This is a genomic window from uncultured Dechloromonas sp. (genome assembly GCF_945957265.1).
Classification (GTDB): Bacteria; Pseudomonadota; Gammaproteobacteria; order Burkholderiales; family Rhodocyclaceae; genus Azonexus.
In genome coordinates this window covers 1-14,751 of record NZ_CAMFKO010000039.1, presented here as the reverse complement: position 1 = coordinate 14,751, position 14,751 = coordinate 1, and the positions used below count along the sequence as shown (strand labels likewise).

14 protein-coding genes and 1 tRNA gene are annotated in these 14,751 nt (G+C 64.1%); 8 read left to right on the top strand and 7 right to left on the bottom strand.

Going from position 1 to position 14,751, the window contains the following annotated elements:
* Window positions 1-4: 4 nt before the first annotated feature.
* Window positions 5-772, bottom strand: a complete 768-nt coding sequence (locus Q0P59_RS16695; protein ID WP_295008379.1) for a 3-hydroxyacyl-CoA dehydrogenase — start codon at window positions 770-772, stop codon at window positions 5-7.
* 152 nt (window positions 773-924) lie between these two features.
* On the opposite strand from Q0P59_RS16695, the gene Q0P59_RS16690 reads away from it, so the two are divergent.
* The gene (locus Q0P59_RS16690; protein ID WP_295008377.1) at window positions 925-1,911 is read left to right on the top strand and encodes a diguanylate cyclase; all 987 of its coding nucleotides are present in this window, start codon (window positions 925-927) and stop codon (window positions 1,909-1,911) included.
* 43 nt (window positions 1,912-1,954) lie between these two features.
* On the opposite strand, the gene Q0P59_RS16685 is transcribed toward Q0P59_RS16690, so the two are convergent.
* Window positions 1,955-2,212 (bottom strand): transcriptional regulator, encoded by a 258-nt coding sequence (locus Q0P59_RS16685; RefSeq protein ID WP_295008375.1) that lies wholly within the window; start codon window positions 2,210-2,212, stop codon window positions 1,955-1,957.
* Between the two features lie 153 nt (window positions 2,213-2,365).
* Window positions 2,366-2,441: transfer RNA gene (locus Q0P59_RS16680), tRNA-Thr, on the bottom strand.
* A gap of 103 nt (window positions 2,442-2,544) precedes the next feature.
* Here Q0P59_RS16680 and murJ point away from each other — a divergent pair.
* Together murJ and Q0P59_RS16670 are read left to right on the top strand one after the other, a co-directional pair.
* The gene (gene murJ, locus Q0P59_RS16675) at window positions 2,545-4,095 is read left to right on the top strand and encodes a murein biosynthesis integral membrane protein MurJ (RefSeq protein WP_295008373.1); all 1,551 of its coding nucleotides are present in this window, start codon (window positions 2,545-2,547) and stop codon (window positions 4,093-4,095) included.
* Window positions 4,096-4,111: 16 nt separating this feature from the next.
* Entirely contained in the window at window positions 4,112-4,741 is a 630-nt protein-coding gene (locus Q0P59_RS16670) for a YbhB/YbcL family Raf kinase inhibitor-like protein (protein WP_295008371.1), read from the top strand.
* 90 nt (window positions 4,742-4,831) lie between these two features.
* On the opposite strand, the gene Q0P59_RS16665 is transcribed toward Q0P59_RS16670, so the two are convergent.
* From Q0P59_RS16665 to Q0P59_RS16655, 3 genes are all read right to left on the bottom strand, one after another.
* Window positions 4,832-6,691 (bottom strand): TolC family outer membrane protein, encoded by a 1,860-nt coding sequence (locus Q0P59_RS16665; protein WP_295008369.1) that lies wholly within the window; start codon window positions 6,689-6,691, stop codon window positions 4,832-4,834.
* Window positions 6,692-7,073: 382 nt separating this feature from the next.
* A complete protein-coding gene (locus Q0P59_RS16660; RefSeq protein ID WP_295008367.1) occupies window positions 7,074-8,234 on the bottom strand; it encodes an ATP-binding protein in 1,161 nt (386 codons plus the stop codon).
* Between the two features lie 4 nt (window positions 8,235-8,238).
* Complete coding sequence (locus tag Q0P59_RS16655; protein WP_295008365.1) at window positions 8,239-8,919, bottom strand: response regulator transcription factor; 681 nt, start codon at window positions 8,917-8,919, stop codon at window positions 8,239-8,241.
* 27 nt (window positions 8,920-8,946) lie between these two features.
* Here Q0P59_RS16655 and Q0P59_RS16650 point away from each other — a divergent pair, with 27 nt between their 5' ends.
* Window positions 8,947-9,096 carry a hypothetical protein gene (locus Q0P59_RS16650; protein ID WP_295008363.1) on the top strand — a complete coding sequence of 50 codons (150 nt, stop codon included), beginning with the start codon at window positions 8,947-8,949 and terminating at the stop codon, window positions 9,094-9,096.
* A gap of 141 nt (window positions 9,097-9,237) precedes the next feature.
* Window positions 9,238-9,888, top strand: coding sequence for an EF-hand domain-containing protein (locus Q0P59_RS16645; protein ID WP_295008361.1), 651 nt, complete (start codon window positions 9,238-9,240; stop codon window positions 9,886-9,888).
* 15 nt (window positions 9,889-9,903) lie between these two features.
* On the opposite strand, the gene Q0P59_RS16640 is transcribed toward Q0P59_RS16645, so the two are convergent.
* A complete protein-coding gene (locus tag Q0P59_RS16640) occupies window positions 9,904-11,223 on the bottom strand; it encodes a sigma 54-interacting transcriptional regulator (protein ID WP_295008360.1) in 1,320 nt (439 codons plus the stop codon).
* A 344-nt stretch (window positions 11,224-11,567) separates the two neighbouring features.
* On the opposite strand from Q0P59_RS16640, the gene ccoG reads away from it, so the two are divergent.
* From ccoG to Q0P59_RS16625, 3 genes are all read left to right on the top strand, one after another.
* Window positions 11,568-12,983: a cytochrome c oxidase accessory protein CcoG gene (gene ccoG / locus Q0P59_RS16635; protein ID WP_295008357.1), complete on the top strand. Its 1,416-nt coding sequence runs from the start codon at window positions 11,568-11,570 to the stop codon at window positions 12,981-12,983.
* 170 nt (window positions 12,984-13,153) lie between these two features.
* Window positions 13,154-14,197, top strand: coding sequence for an inorganic phosphate transporter (locus Q0P59_RS16630; RefSeq protein WP_295008355.1), 1,044 nt, complete (start codon window positions 13,154-13,156; stop codon window positions 14,195-14,197).
* The coding region (locus tag Q0P59_RS16625; RefSeq protein WP_295008353.1) for a DUF47 family protein at window positions 14,194-14,751 on the top strand (558 nt) is incomplete at its 3' end. The genes Q0P59_RS16630 and Q0P59_RS16625, both read left to right, overlap by 4 nt.

Genomic DNA, 14,751 nt, shown 5'->3' with positions numbered 1-14,751 from the left:
TAGATTATTTGGCACCCATCCGGATGGCGCCATCCAGGCGAATGACCTCGCCATTGAGATAAGCGTTTTCGGCAATATGCCTGACCAGCGCGGCATACTCCGCCGGCTTCCCCATGCGGGTCGGGAACGGAACCATCTTGTTCAGTCCATCCTGCACCTCGGCCGGCATGCCGAGCAGCATCGGCGTCTCCATGATCCCCGGGGCGATGGTCAGGCAACGGATGCCGCTACGCGCCAGTTCGCGCGCCACCGGCAGGGTCAGGGCGACAATGCCGCCCTTGGAAGCGGCATAGGCGGCCTGGCCGAGCTGGCCCTCGAAGGCAGCCACAGATGCGGTATTGATGATCACGCCGCGCTCGGCGCCTGCATCCGGCTCATTCTTGAGCATCGCTTCGGCGGCCAGGCGGAGCATGTTGAAGGTGCCCACCAGATTGATGTTGATGGTGCGCGCGAAGCTCTCCAGCTTGTGCGGGCCTTCCTTGCCGACCACCTTTTCGGCCGGCGCCACGCCGGCGCAGTTGACCAGGCCATGCAGGGCGCCAAACTTCGCCACGGCGGAATTCACGGCATTGACAGCGGAAGCCTCGCTGGCCACGTCGGTCTCGACGAACAGCGCGTTGGCACCCAGTTCGCCGGCCAGCTTTTCACCGGCCTCGCGGTTGAGGTCGGCCAAAACCACCTTGGCGCCGGCCTCGATCAGCCCCGCCGCCGTCGCCGCGCCCAGGCCGGAACCGCCGCCCGTCACCAGAAAAACCTTGTCCTTGATCTGCATTTGCCGCTCTCCTCTGTGTTGTCGGCCGCCATTCCAGACGGTACCGTATGGTAAAGATGGACATATTACTCCGGGATGCACGAAAGAAAAATCCCCGTATCAAGTCCGGTGCTATGATTAATGAGTGACCATTCGCAGTCCGTCCTCCGCACATGCCTGATCGCCTCCACGCCCGCGCCAGCCACGCCACCGTCCTGGTCATCGACCCATCGCTGGCCGATCGCGCGCAGATTTGCGAATGCCTGAACCAGCTGCCGGACATCAAGGTGATCGCCGCGGGAGAAGCCGAGCTGGCGCTACAGATCGTGCGCGAGGCCAGGCCGAGCATGATCCTGCTCGACAGCGCGCAAAAAGGCATAGACGGGATTTCGCTGACGCGCTCCATCCGCAGCTGGGAACAGGCGGGCAGCAACGCCGCCTACGCGCCGTGGACGCCGATCGTGTTCCTCTCGTCGGTCAACGACGAAAACCTGCTGGCACAAGGAATTCTGGCCGGCGGCGATGACTTCATCTGCAAGCCGGTGTCGGAAGTCGTGCTGCTCGCCAAGGTGCGCGCCATGCTGCGCATCGCCGCCCGCCAGCGCGAGATATGCGACGTCCATCGCCAGCTCAAGGACATCGCGACGCTGGACAGCCTGACCGGGATTCCCAACCGACGCTACTTCGACGACACGCTGGCCGCCGAATGGAAGCGCTGCCTGCGCACCGAGACGCCGCTCAGCATCGTGCTCAGCGACGTCGATTTCTTCAAGCAATTCAACGACATTTACGGGCACCAGGCCGGCGACGCATGCCTCAAGGCAGTCGCCAGCACGCTGAGCGAATCGCTTTTCCGGGTGGAAGACAGCGTCGCCCGTTACGGCGGCGAGGAATTTGTCGCCATCCTGCCCGGAACGGACGCCAGCGGCGCCTATGCGGTGGCCGAGCGCATGCGGCAATCGGCCCGCGAGCTTTGCATTCCGCACGAACGCGGCATTGGCGGCCAACTGTCATGCAGCTTCGGCGTCGCCAGCACCCACCCCCGCGCCGACAAGGCGCCGCAGCAGCTCCTGCGCTTTGCCGATGCCGGGCTGTACGCCGCCAAGCGCGCCGGAAGAAACCGGGTCGAGATCAACAGCGACGTGGTCGGCTGCAACTGACCCGTGACACCCGCAAAGGGGTGTCACCCAAAAGACCGAAGGCTTATTCGGCCGGCTTGCTGGCCGGCTTGCGTCCCGGCGCCGGCTTGGGGAAGTAACCGAAAATACGGCACTGGATAGCCTCGACAGGCTTGCCATTCTTGAAGCTGGTCACGCTGCACATCGAGATTTCCTGCTGGGCGGAAAGCTCGGAGAGTGCCACGCGCACTTCCTCAAGGGGAATCTTGATCGCATTTGCGATTTCGAGGTCGAGCAACTGCCCGTGCTTTTTCAAGTGATCAAGAACCTTGGGAGTAGTCATCGCCAATCCTTTACTTCGTTTGTTGCATGGCGCCGCCCGAGATCCTCTTCAGAAGAGGACTTCCCGGCCAACAACGCCGAAAACGGCGGAGCCACGCAGATGAACGCAAAAAGGCCAACTCCGCGTGGAGTTAGCCCAAGTGCATGGAATTACTGGTGCCGTTGAAGTGAATCGAACACTCGACCTACTGATTACGAATCAGTTGCTCTACCAACTGAGCTACAACGGCACACTTGCCGAAAGCCCCTAAACTACAAGCTTTCGCCGCTTCCGAAAAAGCAGAGCGTAGAATTATAGCTTTTTCGCCCACGTTCAGGCAACGTCACCAACCAATGAATCTGCTTCGCGCGCTGGCCACGGTCAGCGGAATGACCCTGCTGTCGAGAATTCTCGGCTTTGTTCGCGACTTCGTCATCGCTCGCGCGTTTGGCGCCGGGCTGGCCACCGACGCCTTCTTCGTCGCCTTCAAGCTACCCAACCTGCTCCGCCGCATGTTCGCCGAAGGGGCATTCTCCCAGGCTTTCGTCCCCATCCTGGGCGAATACAAGAACAAGCGCAGCCTGGAGGATACCCGCACGCTGGTCGACCATGTCGCCAGTCTGCTGTCGATGCTGCTGTTTGCCATCACCGCCGTCGGCATTGCCGCCGCCCCGCTGCTGGTCTGGGTTTCCGCCCCCGGCTTCAGCGCCGATGCCGGCAAATTCGAACTGACCGTCACGCTGACCCGCATCACCTTTCCCTACATCTTCTTCATGTCGCTGGTGGCCCTGGCCGGGGGGCTGCTCAACAGCTGGAGCCGCTTCGCCCTGCCCGCCTTCACCCCCGTGCTGCTGAACCTCTCGTTCATTGCCATGGCCCTGTTTGCCGCGCCCTATTTCGACCCGCCCGTTCTGGCGCTGGCCTGGGCCGTCTTCATTGGCGGCCTGCTGCAGATGGCGATCCAGATTCCGGCGCTGAGGAAGATCGCCATGCTGCCGCGGCCGACGCTGAACTGGCGTGCCGCCTGGGCCGATCCCGGCGTACGCCGTATCGCCACGCTGATGGGTCCGGCACTGATCGGGGTTTCGGTCTCCCAGATCAGCCTGCTGATCAATACGATCTTCGCCTCCTTCTTGAAGACGGGCAGCGTTTCCTGGCTTTATTACGCCGACCGCCTGATGGAGTTCCCCTCCGGCATGCTGGGTGCCGCACTCGGCACCATCCTCCTCCCCTCGCTGTCGCGCTGCCATGCCAGCGAGAACCATGCCGAATACTCCCGCCTGCTCGACTGGGGGCTGCGCCTGACCTTGCTGCTGGCCGCCCCGGCTGCGATTGGGCTGGCCATCCTGGCCGTCCCGCTGATCGCGACCCTATTTTTCCACGGCGCCTTCTCCGCCGAGGACGTCTTCCGCACCCGCGAAGCCCTGCTTGCCTACACCGTCGGCCTGACCGGACTGATCCTCGTGAAGGTCCTGGCCCCCGGCTTCTACGCCCGGCAAAACGTCAGGACCCCGGTACGCATCGCGCTGATCTCGCTCGCCGCCACCCAGGTCATGAACCTCGCCTTCATCGGCTGGATAGGGCACGCCGGACTCGCCCTTTCCATCGGCCTGGCCGCCTGCCTCAATGCCGGCATGCTCTACCGCGGCTTGCGCCGGCAGGACATCTACCAACCCCAGCCGGGCTGGGCCGGCTTTCTGCTCAAGCTGCTGGCCGCCCTGGCGGCCATGGCCGGCGCGCTCTGGTTCGCCATGGGCAGCGAGGCCGGCTGGCTGGAGGCCTCCTTCATGGCGCGCGGCATCCGTCTGGCATGGCTCGTACCCCTTGGCTGCGGCGCTTATTTCGCTACACTATGGCTTCTCGGCTTCCGGCTTGGTGACTTCAAAAGACGTACAGCCGTCTAATCAGGAGACTATAACGATGAAACTGAGCAGCACCGGTTTTTCAGATGGCCAGAAAATCCCCGGCGACTTCGCTTTCTGCACGCCCGACCCCGCACACCACGTCTGCCTCGGCCGCAACGCCAATCCGCAACTGACCTGGAGCGACTCGCCGGCCGGCACCCTATCGTATGCGGTGATCTGTCACGACCCCGACGTCCCCAGCCAGGGCGACGATGTCAACCAGGAAGGGCGCACCGTTCCGGCCTCCTTGCCGCGCGTCGATTTCTTTCACTGGGTTCTGGTCGACCTGCCCGCCTCCGTCACCACCCTGAAGGAAGGCGAGTTCAGCAACAAGGTCAGCCCGCGCGGCAAACCCGGCCCCCAGACCGCCGGCGCCACCCGCCAGGGCATCAACAACTACACCGACTGGTTTGCCGGCGACAACGACATGCGAGGCGATTACTACGGCTACGACGGCCCGTGCCCGCCCTGGAACGACGAGATCGTCCACCGCTATGTCTTTACCGTCTACGCCCTGGATGTTGAAAAGCTCCCCGTCGATGGCAGATTCGGCGGCCCGGAAGTGCGCACCGCCATGCAGGGACACATTCTCGCCGAGGCCAGCCTGACCGGGACCTACACGCTGAACCCGACGCTGGCGAAGTAAGCCCCGCCAGAAACGCGAAAGGCCATGCACGAATGCATGGCCTTTGTTGTTTTCGGGCCGCCCGCCGAACGCCGGCAGCCCCTTCAAGCATCAGCGCACAGGCTTGCAGCCGCCGACCGTATTGCCGACGCAAGGCACCGAGCTTTCACGGTTGATCAGCCACTTGCCGCCGACGCGGATCATCTCCAGCGACTTCTGCGTCGTGTCGCGGAAGGCATTCGAGCTGTAGACCTGGCGGAATTCGGCGAAAGCGCGATCGTTGCCATCCATGCGAACCTTGAGATCCTGAATCTCGACATTGATGTCGGCACGGGCGGAGATCCGGCTGCGGCGCAGTTGCGCCCAATCTTCGCGCGACAAGCCGCCATCCGGCGTGAAGCTCGGCGCATAGAAGCCGGAATAGGCCGAATAATCGCGCGCCGACCAGGCGGCAGCCCAGGATTTGACGCGGCCTTCGATCTCGCCCGCCGGGCCGGCGACCACCGCCGGAGCCGGCGCGGGAACGGCCTGCGGACGCGCCGCATTCATCGCCGCCGCCCGGGCGTCGAGCGCCTCGCGGTCGGTGACATCCAGCGCAATCGGATCCGTCGGGCAGAGCTGCGCGGGATCGACTTCGGCCAGTTCGCCCGCTTCCGGCGTCCTGGCGTCGAGACGCTGCAGGCCGAGGTACTGGAGCAGCGTGCCCATGCCGGCATAGGTCCGCAGATAGGCCAGGGTCAGATCGCTGTCGGCATTGACGGCCGAGCGACGCGCCGACAGCAGTTCGTTTTCGGTATCGAGCAGATCGAGCAGGGTGCGCTGGCCGACATTGAACTGGTCGCGATAGGCGTCGCGGGTCTTCTCGAGCATCGAGACCTGGCGGGCGTGGTGGGCCGATTGCTCTTTCAGGCGCAGCACGTCGTTATAGGCGATCAGGAGCGTCTGGCGGGTATCGCGGCAAGCCTTCTCGCGCATGTCGAAGGCCAGGTTTTTCTTTTCGATGGTCTGCTTTTCGCGGGCGCGGTCGGAGCCGCCGTTGAACAGGTTCCAGCTGACCACCAGTTCGGCGACGTTGTAGTCGCGCTGACCGCTGTCGCCGAGGTAGTTGCGGGTCTGGTCGGTGCGCGCACGGAAATCGAGCTTGGGCGAATAGGCCGCCCGGCGCGCGTCGATTTCATGCTGGCTGGCTTCGATGTTCTCGGTTGCCGCCAGCAAGGCCGGATTATTGCGATGCAGGGTATCGAGCGCGGCCTTGGCCTGTGCCGGGAAGGCGCCGTTGACCTGGGTCGGGGCGACGATGGCGCCGGCCGGCTGGGCGCCGACGAGGCGCTGGTAGCGCGCCGAGACGTCGTGCAGATTGGCGTTTTCGGTGACCAGGTTGATTTCGGCCAGGGCCAGGCGGCTACCGGCCTGCTCGAGATCCACCCGACGCCCGACGCCGCTCTGGACGCGGCGCTGGATCTGGTCGTGGGTTGCCTTGTGCTGGACATAGTTGTCCTTGGCCAGGTCGACCAGATGCCGGTAGCGGAGTACGTCGAGGTAAGCGCGGGAGGCTTCGAGCGCAACGTTTTCCGACGCGTCGAGCAGTTCGTAATAGCGAACCAGCCGGGCCTTGTCGAGTCGACGCACCTCGCTGCGTGTCGCGAATCCGTCGAACAGCATCTGGTTCAGGCTGAGCACATAGCCGGTGCGGGTATAGTCGCGCTCGGCCGCCGACGGCGTACGCAGGCTCTCCCGGCCGGAACCGGCCGTCAGGTCGACACGCGGGAAATAGCCACCGCGGGCGACGCCGATTTCCTCTTCGGCCGCCCGATAGTTGTGCCACTTGGAAGTCACTTCCGGACTGTTGATCACGGCGCGCTGCGCCACGTCCTTCAGCGTCGCCTGCACCGGCGCGGCGGGAGGGGAAACCTGGGCAATCGCCGGTACGGCGGAAAGCATGCAGAGGACGGCAATGGCTTTATTGTTCATTGGAGGCAACCTGAAAGTTGAAGCTGAGCGCGGTGCAACCAAGCAGGAACAAAAACGACCTTAAAGCGACCACCACGCGAACTTGATGCCCGCAATTATAGGTAGCACCTCCTATGTGATTGTAAGAATTCGTAAAAGCAACCGAGAAATAAATCACACACGGGCCAATATTCCGCGCCATCGAGATCGCATCCGTCGGCAAGGAGCCGCACCAGACGGGACAAATCCGCCTTGCCGCTTCATTCCCGATGCCCGGGGAGGCGCGCGCCACTCACACCAACAATCGAGCAAAAACCAAAAATTCGCCAATTTACCAATAAATAGCACAAAAGCAACGCAGCAGCGAATCGCCAGACAAACACAAGCCACTGAATCAAAACGCTTAATCGGATGAAGAGGGAATGCTGATCGAAATCCGAAAACCGGACTCTTTCCCGTTCGCCGCCTCAATCTCCCCACCGCTGGCGAGTACTACCTGCCGGGCAATCGCCAGGCCCAGACCGTAACCATCGCCGTTTGCCTCGCCCTTCCCTCTGAAGAAGGGGGTAAAGATCGACGCCATGTCCTCGGCGTCGACGCCCGGCCCGCGATCAAGCACGGTGATCATGAAACGGCCCGCCTCGACCAGTCCGGCCTCGATGCGAACCACGTCGCCGGGCGGCGAGAAACGCAGGGCATTGCGCACGACATTCTCGATGGCGCGATGCAGCATCTCCGCATTTCCCCGCACACAGGCCATTTCCCCGGGCACGTACGCGATCGTCAGGGCGCGCGCCATGCCCTCGAAACGCGCATCCTCGACCACGCCGGCCATCAGTTCATCCATATCGACCGACCCGAGTTCCAAGGTGCAACCGGCCTCCAGGCGCGACAAGGTCAGCAATTCGCCGATCAGGCGATTCATCCGCTCGCTCTCACGTTCGATACGCGACATCGAGTCGCCCGACCGCTCCGGCTGCTGCCGGGCCAGCCCGATGGCGGCCTGCAGCCGGGCGAGCGGCGAACGCAGCTCGTGGGAAACATCGTGCAACAGCCGGCGCTGCCCTTCGAGCACCCCCTCCATCCGCTCCGCCATGCGATCGAAATCCTGCCCGAGATCAGCCAGTTCATCGCGCCGCCTGCCCATTCCCGGGCTGACGCGGGTCGTCAGGTCGCCACCGGAAACCGCCTTGAAGCCACGGCGCAGGTGGCGAATCGGCTTGGCGAAATACCACGCCAGGCCGCCGGCACACAGCAGGCTGGCGAAAAACCCGGCGAAGAGGGGCCAGAACGGCAAATGGATTCCCGAATGACCAGGCGCGCGGCGCGGCGGCGGGGGAGGCGGCGGCTCGTCGTGCGCAAAGCCCTCCGCAAAGCGGGAGGGAGGCCCCTCCCCGCGCTCCCGCATCGTGCCGGGCGGCGGCGGCGGAGGAGGCCGCATCGCTTGCTCGGCCGTGCCGACGAAGCCACGACGCTCAGCCCAGAACAATGCCCCGGTCCCGAGCACGGCCAGCACCTGGCCCAGCCAGATGAAGAGGAACAGCTTCCAGAAAAGACGCCCCATGCCGCTACTCCCGAATCAGCTGATACCCCTGCCGGAACACGGTTTGTATGCACGAGCGCCCGTCGGGCAGGACGCCAAGCTTGTGCCGGATGCTGGAGAGATGGACATCGATACTCCGGTCGAAACGCAGCAGCGTTCTCCCCAGCGCCTGTTCGCACAGCAGGCCCTTGGCCACCGGGCGCCCGGCGTTGCGCGCCAGGATTTCGAGAAGATTGAACTCGGTGCTGGTCAGATCGACCGGCGCGCCACTCCATTCGACCCGCCGCTGCTCGGGATACACCGTCAGCGAACCGACCACGAGCGGTCCGCTGGGCACCTCGACGAACTGGCTGCGGCGCAGAATCGCCCGCAATCTGGCGGCGAGTTCGCGCGGCAGGCACGGCTTCGGCACGTAGTCGTCCGCCCCCAGTTCGAGTCCGACGATGCGATCCATGTCGTCCCCCTTGGCCGTCAGCATCAGCACCGGAATCCGGCTGGCCGCCCTGATCCGGCGCAGCACCTCGATCCCGTTGAACTTGGGCATCATCACATCGAGAACGACAAGGTCGTAGCGACCGGACAGCGCCTCGGCCACCCCGGCCTCGCCGTCGTGGACCGCGCTGGCCGAAAAACCGTCCTGCTGGAGGTAGTCGCGCAACATGCCGGACAACTCGACATCGTCATCGACCAACAATATCTGCGACATATCGGCTCAAATCCCATCAAAAACACGATGATAGCCAAGCTCGCGGCGCGCCGGGAAAGGGCCGGCACGCCTTTACAGATATTTACGACTTGCCGGCAATATCGCCAGGCGGCATTTATTGCCGCAACGAACCTTTTTGCCGAAACCCGCACGAAAAACCACGAAACACCCGGATAAAACAGAAAAACACCGCGGAAGTTAACCAAAATTTACCCGGATTAACCTGAAAACATCGCAATTTCTTGATGATTTGGCCGATAAATTGCTCAGAAGGACAAGCCCAAAAGGCTTTCATTCACGTTTTCATTGGAGGTAATCATGGTCAGCAGTGTAAACAGCAGCAATTCCATCAGCCAGATTTTCGCCAGGCTCGACACCAAGAGCCAAGGCTATCTGGAAAAGAGCGACCTGGTCTCGGCATTCTCGAAGATCGGCAGCGACAACGGCACCTCGGTCGCCGAAGACGTCTTTCAGGCCCTCGACAGCGACCAGGACGGCAAGGTCACCGAAAGCGAGTTTTCGTCGACGCTGGCCAAGTTGCAGGAACAACTCGACAGCCAGTTCAACGAAATGCGGATGCAGGGCCATGGCGGCCACGGCCCGCAGGGCATGGGCGGCATGCCGCCCCCGCCGCCCCCGCAGGACGACGCCGGATTCACCAAGGAGGAACTGAGCAGCCAGCTCGACGAGATCGGCAGCTCGGACAGCAAACGCGCCAGCTTCATCTCGAACGTCGTGCAGAACTTCGATGCCGCCGACACCGATGGCGACGGCAAGGTGACATTCAGCGAAGCGCAGGCCTACAACAGCAGCACGGCCACCAGCGACACGAGCACCACGACCACGGCTGCCGCCGACAGCGAAGCGCGCGTCATGCACAAGATCATGCAACTGATGCATGCCTACGGCAGCGCCGGCAGCGACACCGACAGCTCGACACTCAGCAGCCTGCTCTCGGTCAGCGCCTGACCGCCGGCCCCGCGATCACTCCGGGCGCAACGCCCGGACTTTCCGATACAGCGTCCGCTGGCTTATCCCCAGGCGCTCGGCCAGCGGCGTCGCATCTCCAGCCGGCCGCGACCTGACCCACTCGAGATAACGGCGCTCCAGCTCATCCAGGGCCACCGGTTCGCCGATCACGAATCCGCCGTCGACCGGCACGGCGGGCGGCGGAAGGTCGTCGGCCAGTTCCATCAGATGCGCGCGGTCGATCACCTCGCCGTCGGCGAGCAGGCTTGCGCGCTCGATCAGGTTGCGCAGTTCGCGGATGTTGCCGGAAAACCGCCGGCTCGACAGCCAGGCGAGGGCATCCGCCGACAGGCGCCGGCCGGACTTGCGGTCGACCCGCTCGAGCAGGGATTCGGCGAGCAGCGGAATGTCGTCGCTGCGCTCGTGCAAGGCGGGCGCCCGGATCGGGAAGGTGTTGATCCGGAAATACAGGTCGCGGCGAAAGCTTTCCGCCTGCACCATGGCCCGCAGGTCGCGATGGGTGGCCGTCACCAAACGGAAATCAACCGGCAGCCAGTCCACGCCGCCGACCCGGCGATATGTCCCGGTTTCCAGCAAGCGCAGGAGCTTGACCTGCAGCGCCAGCGGCAATTCGCCGATCTCGTCGAGAAACAGGGTGCCGCCGGACGCAGCCTCGACCAGCCCTTGCTTGCGCGTCATCGCCCCGGTGAACGCCCCTTTCTCGTAGCCGAACAACTCGCTCTCGAACAGTGTTTCCGTCATGCCGGCGCAATCGACCGCGACGAACGGCCCTTCGTCGCGCGCACTGGCCTCGTGGATGGCGCGCGCCACCAGTTCCTTGCCGGTCCCCGTCTCGCCCAGCAGCAGCACCGCTGCATTCGAGTTGGCGACCCGCAGGATCTTTTCCAGCATCCCGACAAAAGCCGGCGAGCGCCCGACCAGGCCCTGCGCCGCGGCCCGGCTGCTGGCCTGGCGCACGATCCGCATGGTCTCGACGAAATAGACGATTCGCCCCTGGTCGTCGCGGATCGGCGTCGTCTCGACGGCGACATGCTCCTCGCCACGCGGCGTGTGGTGCAGATGCAGGACGCGCTGCGGATCGCCGCTTTCCAGGCTCAGGCGCAGCGGGCAGGACTCGCCGGCCTGGTCGCACGGCACGTCGAAGCGGTGCGACACCTCGTAGCAGAAGCGCCCGGACAGCGGCTTGCCGGCGCCGAACTCGCGCATGTAAGCCGCGTTCGCGGCAACGATGCGGTAATCGGTGCCCATCACGATGCGCGGCTCGGGCAGTCCGTCAAGAAAGGAAATGAGTTCGCTGAGAACGTGGGCGGTCATGCCAATAATGTCACCAATGCCATTCGATGCCGACATTATTGGCACACACCCCCTGCCTGGCACAAGCTCATTCGCCTCAGAAAAGCCCATAGCATTGATTTACAAGAACTTTCAGCGCCCGGCAGCAACAGGCATGCATCTTGATAAGAAACCACGCGGAAACCGGCGAAAACCCCACCCGACGCGCTCCTCACCACACGTCAGGGCGGGCATGGGCCGCTCCGGAAAGCTGACTGGCGGCATATTCCCCCTTAGTTCGCCCCGCAGGCAAGCTCTATGCGGCCAGCTTGCTCCGGCGTCGCCCATCCCGGTTTCCAACCCGATCACAACCCGCACGAGGACCGATGAGCCAGCCAGAAGCCACCACGCAAGCGGAGACCGTTGTCAAAGTCTCCTTCTACGAAAAGCGCAAGAAGATCTTCGCCAAGGGCGTCCGCGGCACCTTCGACAACTGGCGGATCGCCCTCGTCCTGTTCACCCAGCTCATCTTCTACGGCGGACTGTGGCTGGAATGGAACGGCCGCCAGGCCATCCTGCTGCACCTGGTCGAACGCAAGTTCTACATCTTCGGCGTCGTCTTCTGGCCGCAGGACGTCATCTACCTCGCCGCGCTGCTGATCGTCTCGGCCTACGCGCTGTTCCTCGTCACAGCCATTGCCGGACGCCTGTTCTGCGGCTATGCCTGCCCGCAAACGGTCTACACCGAGCTGTTCATGTGGATCGAAAACTGGATCGAGGGCGACCGCAATGCGCGCATCAAGCTGGACAAGGGCGCCTTCGACGCCCGCAAGCTGCGGATCAGGGGCACCAAGCACCTGCTCTGGCTGCTGCTCTCGCTGTGGACGGGCTTCACGCTGGTCGGCTATTTCACGCCGGTCAGCGAACTGATCGACAACGTGCGGACCGGCAACCTCGGACCGTGGGAGACCTTCTGGATCTTCTTCTACGGCGGTTTCACCTACCTGATGGCCGGCTTCATGCGCGAACAGGTCTGCAAGTACATGTGCCCCTACGCCCGCTTCCAGAGCGTGATGTTCGACCCGGATACGCTGATCGTCACCTACGATCCGGAGCGCGGCGAAACGCGCGGGGCGCGCAAGAAGGGTGTCGCTGCCAAGGCGGCAGGACTGGGGGATTGCGTGGACTGCGGCCTGTGCGTCCAGGTCTGCCCGACCGGCATCGACATCCGCAACGGCCTGCAGTACGAGTGCATCGGCTGCGCCGCGTGCATCGACGTGTGCGACCAGGTGATGGACAAGACCGGCCAGCCGCGCGGACTGGTCCGTTATTCGACCGAAAACGCCATGTCGCAGCACCTCGACCGCAAGGCCATCCTGGCCCATGTCGTCCGCCCGCGCATCCTGCTGTACACGGCCATCCTGGCGATCATTCTCGGCGCCTGCGCCTGGTTCCTGGCGAACCGCATTCCGCTCAAGGTGGACATCATCCGCGACCGCTCGATCCTGGCCCGCGAAGCCGACGACGGCCGCATCGAGAACGTCTACATGCTGCAGATCATGAATACCGAGGAACGCCCCCACCGCTACCGCATCAGCGTCGACGGCCTGCCCGGCGCCGAAATTGCCGGCACCCCGGAAGTGGACGCCGCCGCTGCCGGGCTGACCTCCCACAACACCGTCGTCCGCGTCCCGCCCGATGCCGGCAAGATCGGCTCCAACCCCATTCACTTCGACATCGTCGCCATCGACAACCCCGACATCAAGGTCAGGGAGAAAGCTGCTTTCCTCCTGCCTCAGTAGCACCGAGGCAGACTCCGCTTGGGCGGGAGCCGGTCTCCCGCCTTTTTTTCGCCTGTCGCGACCGCAGCCGACCCGGGCCCATCGCCGCCACACGGCGCCTGCATCGGCGATATACTGGAAAAAAAACCAAACAAACAGGAGACACCCTCCCTCCCCGGGGGCCGATGCGCATGGACACGCTCTTCCTGCTCGCTGTCGCCACGGTCGTCGTCGTGCTGTTGTTCGACTACACCAACGGCTTTCACGACGCCGCCAACATCGTCGCCACGGTCATCGCCTCGCGCGCGATGACGCCGGCCCAGGCGGTGATCATCGTCGGCGTCTTCGAGTTCCTCGGCCCCCTGCTCGGCGGCACCGCCGTTGCCAACACCATCGGCAAGTTCGTCGTCCTCGACGGCGTGCTCCCCATCCTGTCGCTGTCCATCCTGCTGTGCGGACTGATCGGCGCCATCGCCTGGAATCTCGTCACCTGGTACTTCGGCATCCCGTCGTCGTCGTCGCATGCGCTGGTCGGCGGGCTGATCGGCGCCATCGTCGTTTCGGTCGGGGCCGATCACGTGCTCTGGGGCTTCGGCCAACTGGCCTCGGGACACCTGACCGGCATCGTCAAGGTGCTCGCCGCCCTCGTCCTGTCGCCGCTGATCGGCTTCTGGGTCGGCTTCCTCATCCACCGCCTGCTCCACGCCCTGCTCATGGCGGCCAACCCGGCCGCCAACGCCCGCTTGCGCGGCCTGCAGTTCGTCACCGCCGCCGGCCTGGCCTTCTCGCACGGCGCCAACGACGCCCAGAAGAGCATGGGCATCCTGACCCTGGTCCTCCTGCTCGGCGGCTTCATCCCATCGTTCGAAGTCCCCTTCTGGGTCATGCTCGCCTGCGCCTCGGCGATCACCCTCGGCATCCTCTCCGGCGGCTGGCGTATCGTCCGCACGCTGGGCTTCGCCATCTACCGCGTGCGCCCCATCCATGCCCTCGGCTCGCAACTGACCTCGGCCGCCGTCATCATGGCCGCCTCGGCCGTCGGGGCCCCGGTATCGACCACCCACGTCGTCGCCACCTCGATCATGGGCATAGGCGCCTCGGAACGCCCGCGCGCCGTGCGCTGGGCCAAGGCCAAGGACATCGCCACGACCTGGCTGATCACCATTCCCGGCGCCGCCGTTGTCGCCATCCAGGCCTACGCGCTGGTTCATCTCTTTCTCGGAGGCACGCCATGAGCGACGAAAAACGACAATCGATAGTCGGCCGCCTGTTCGAACGGGTCTTTCCGAAAATGCCCGATTTTTTCGGACTGCTCGCCGAACAGTGCCAGAACGTTGCGCAGACCGCCGGGCGCCTGGTCGAATTCATGGAGAGCGGCGACCCCGCCGTCGGCCAGTGCATCCGCCAGGACGAACACGACGCCGACCGCATCAAGATACGCAACCTGCACACGCTGAACGAGGCCTTCTCGACGCCGATCGACCGCGAGGACATCTACCGCGCCATCGTCGACCTCGACGAGATCGTCAATTACTGCAAGAGCACGGTCAGCGAAATGGAGGTTCTCGGCCTGGCTCCCGACAAGCACTGCCTGGAAATGGCCATGCACATCAAGCTGGGCACCGACGCGCTGGTCCAGGGCTACTCCCGCCTGGCGAAGAACCCCCAGGCCGCGGCGGCCGACGCCGACACCGCGCGCAAGGCCGAACGCCGGGTGGAAAAGAACTACCGCCGCGCCATCTCCGAACTGTTCGTCGGCGACGACTACATCCACATGTTCAAGCGCCGT

Bases quoted from the DNA above. Each gene is read 5' to 3' on its own strand.
- Q0P59_RS16685 (WP_295008375.1), bottom strand. From the start codon at position 2,212: ATGACTACTCCCAAGGTTCTTGATCACTTGAAAAAGCACGGGCAGTTG.
- Q0P59_RS16695 (WP_295008379.1), bottom strand. From the start codon at position 772: ATGCAGATCAAGGACAAGGTTTTTCTGGTGACGGGCGGCGGTTCCGGC.
- Q0P59_RS16660 (WP_295008367.1), bottom strand. From the start codon at position 8,234: ATGGGGCGTCTTTTCTGGAAGCTGTTCCTCTTCATCTGGCTGGGCCAG.
- Q0P59_RS16630 (WP_295008355.1), top strand. From the start codon at position 13,154: ATGGACACGCTCTTCCTGCTCGCTGTCGCCACGGTCGTCGTCGTGCTG.
- ccoG (WP_295008357.1), top strand. From the start codon at position 11,568: ATGAGCCAGCCAGAAGCCACCACGCAAGCGGAGACCGTTGTCAAAGTC.
- murJ (WP_295008373.1), top strand. From the start codon at position 2,545: ATGAATCTGCTTCGCGCGCTGGCCACGGTCAGCGGAATGACCCTGCTG.
- Q0P59_RS16665 (WP_295008369.1), bottom strand. From the start codon at position 6,691: ATGAACAATAAAGCCATTGCCGTCCTCTGCATGCTTTCCGCCGTACCG.
- Q0P59_RS16645 (WP_295008361.1), top strand. From the start codon at position 9,238: ATGGTCAGCAGTGTAAACAGCAGCAATTCCATCAGCCAGATTTTCGCC.
- Q0P59_RS16670 (WP_295008371.1), top strand. From the start codon at position 4,112: ATGAAACTGAGCAGCACCGGTTTTTCAGATGGCCAGAAAATCCCCGGC.
- Q0P59_RS16655 (WP_295008365.1), bottom strand. From the start codon at position 8,919: ATGTCGCAGATATTGTTGGTCGATGACGATGTCGAGTTGTCCGGCATG.
- Q0P59_RS16640 (WP_295008360.1), bottom strand. From the start codon at position 11,223: ATGACCGCCCACGTTCTCAGCGAACTCATTTCCTTTCTTGACGGACTG.
- Q0P59_RS16650 (WP_295008363.1), top strand. From the start codon at position 8,947: ATGATAGCCAAGCTCGCGGCGCGCCGGGAAAGGGCCGGCACGCCTTTA.
- Q0P59_RS16690 (WP_295008377.1), top strand. From the start codon at position 925: ATGCCTGATCGCCTCCACGCCCGCGCCAGCCACGCCACCGTCCTGGTC.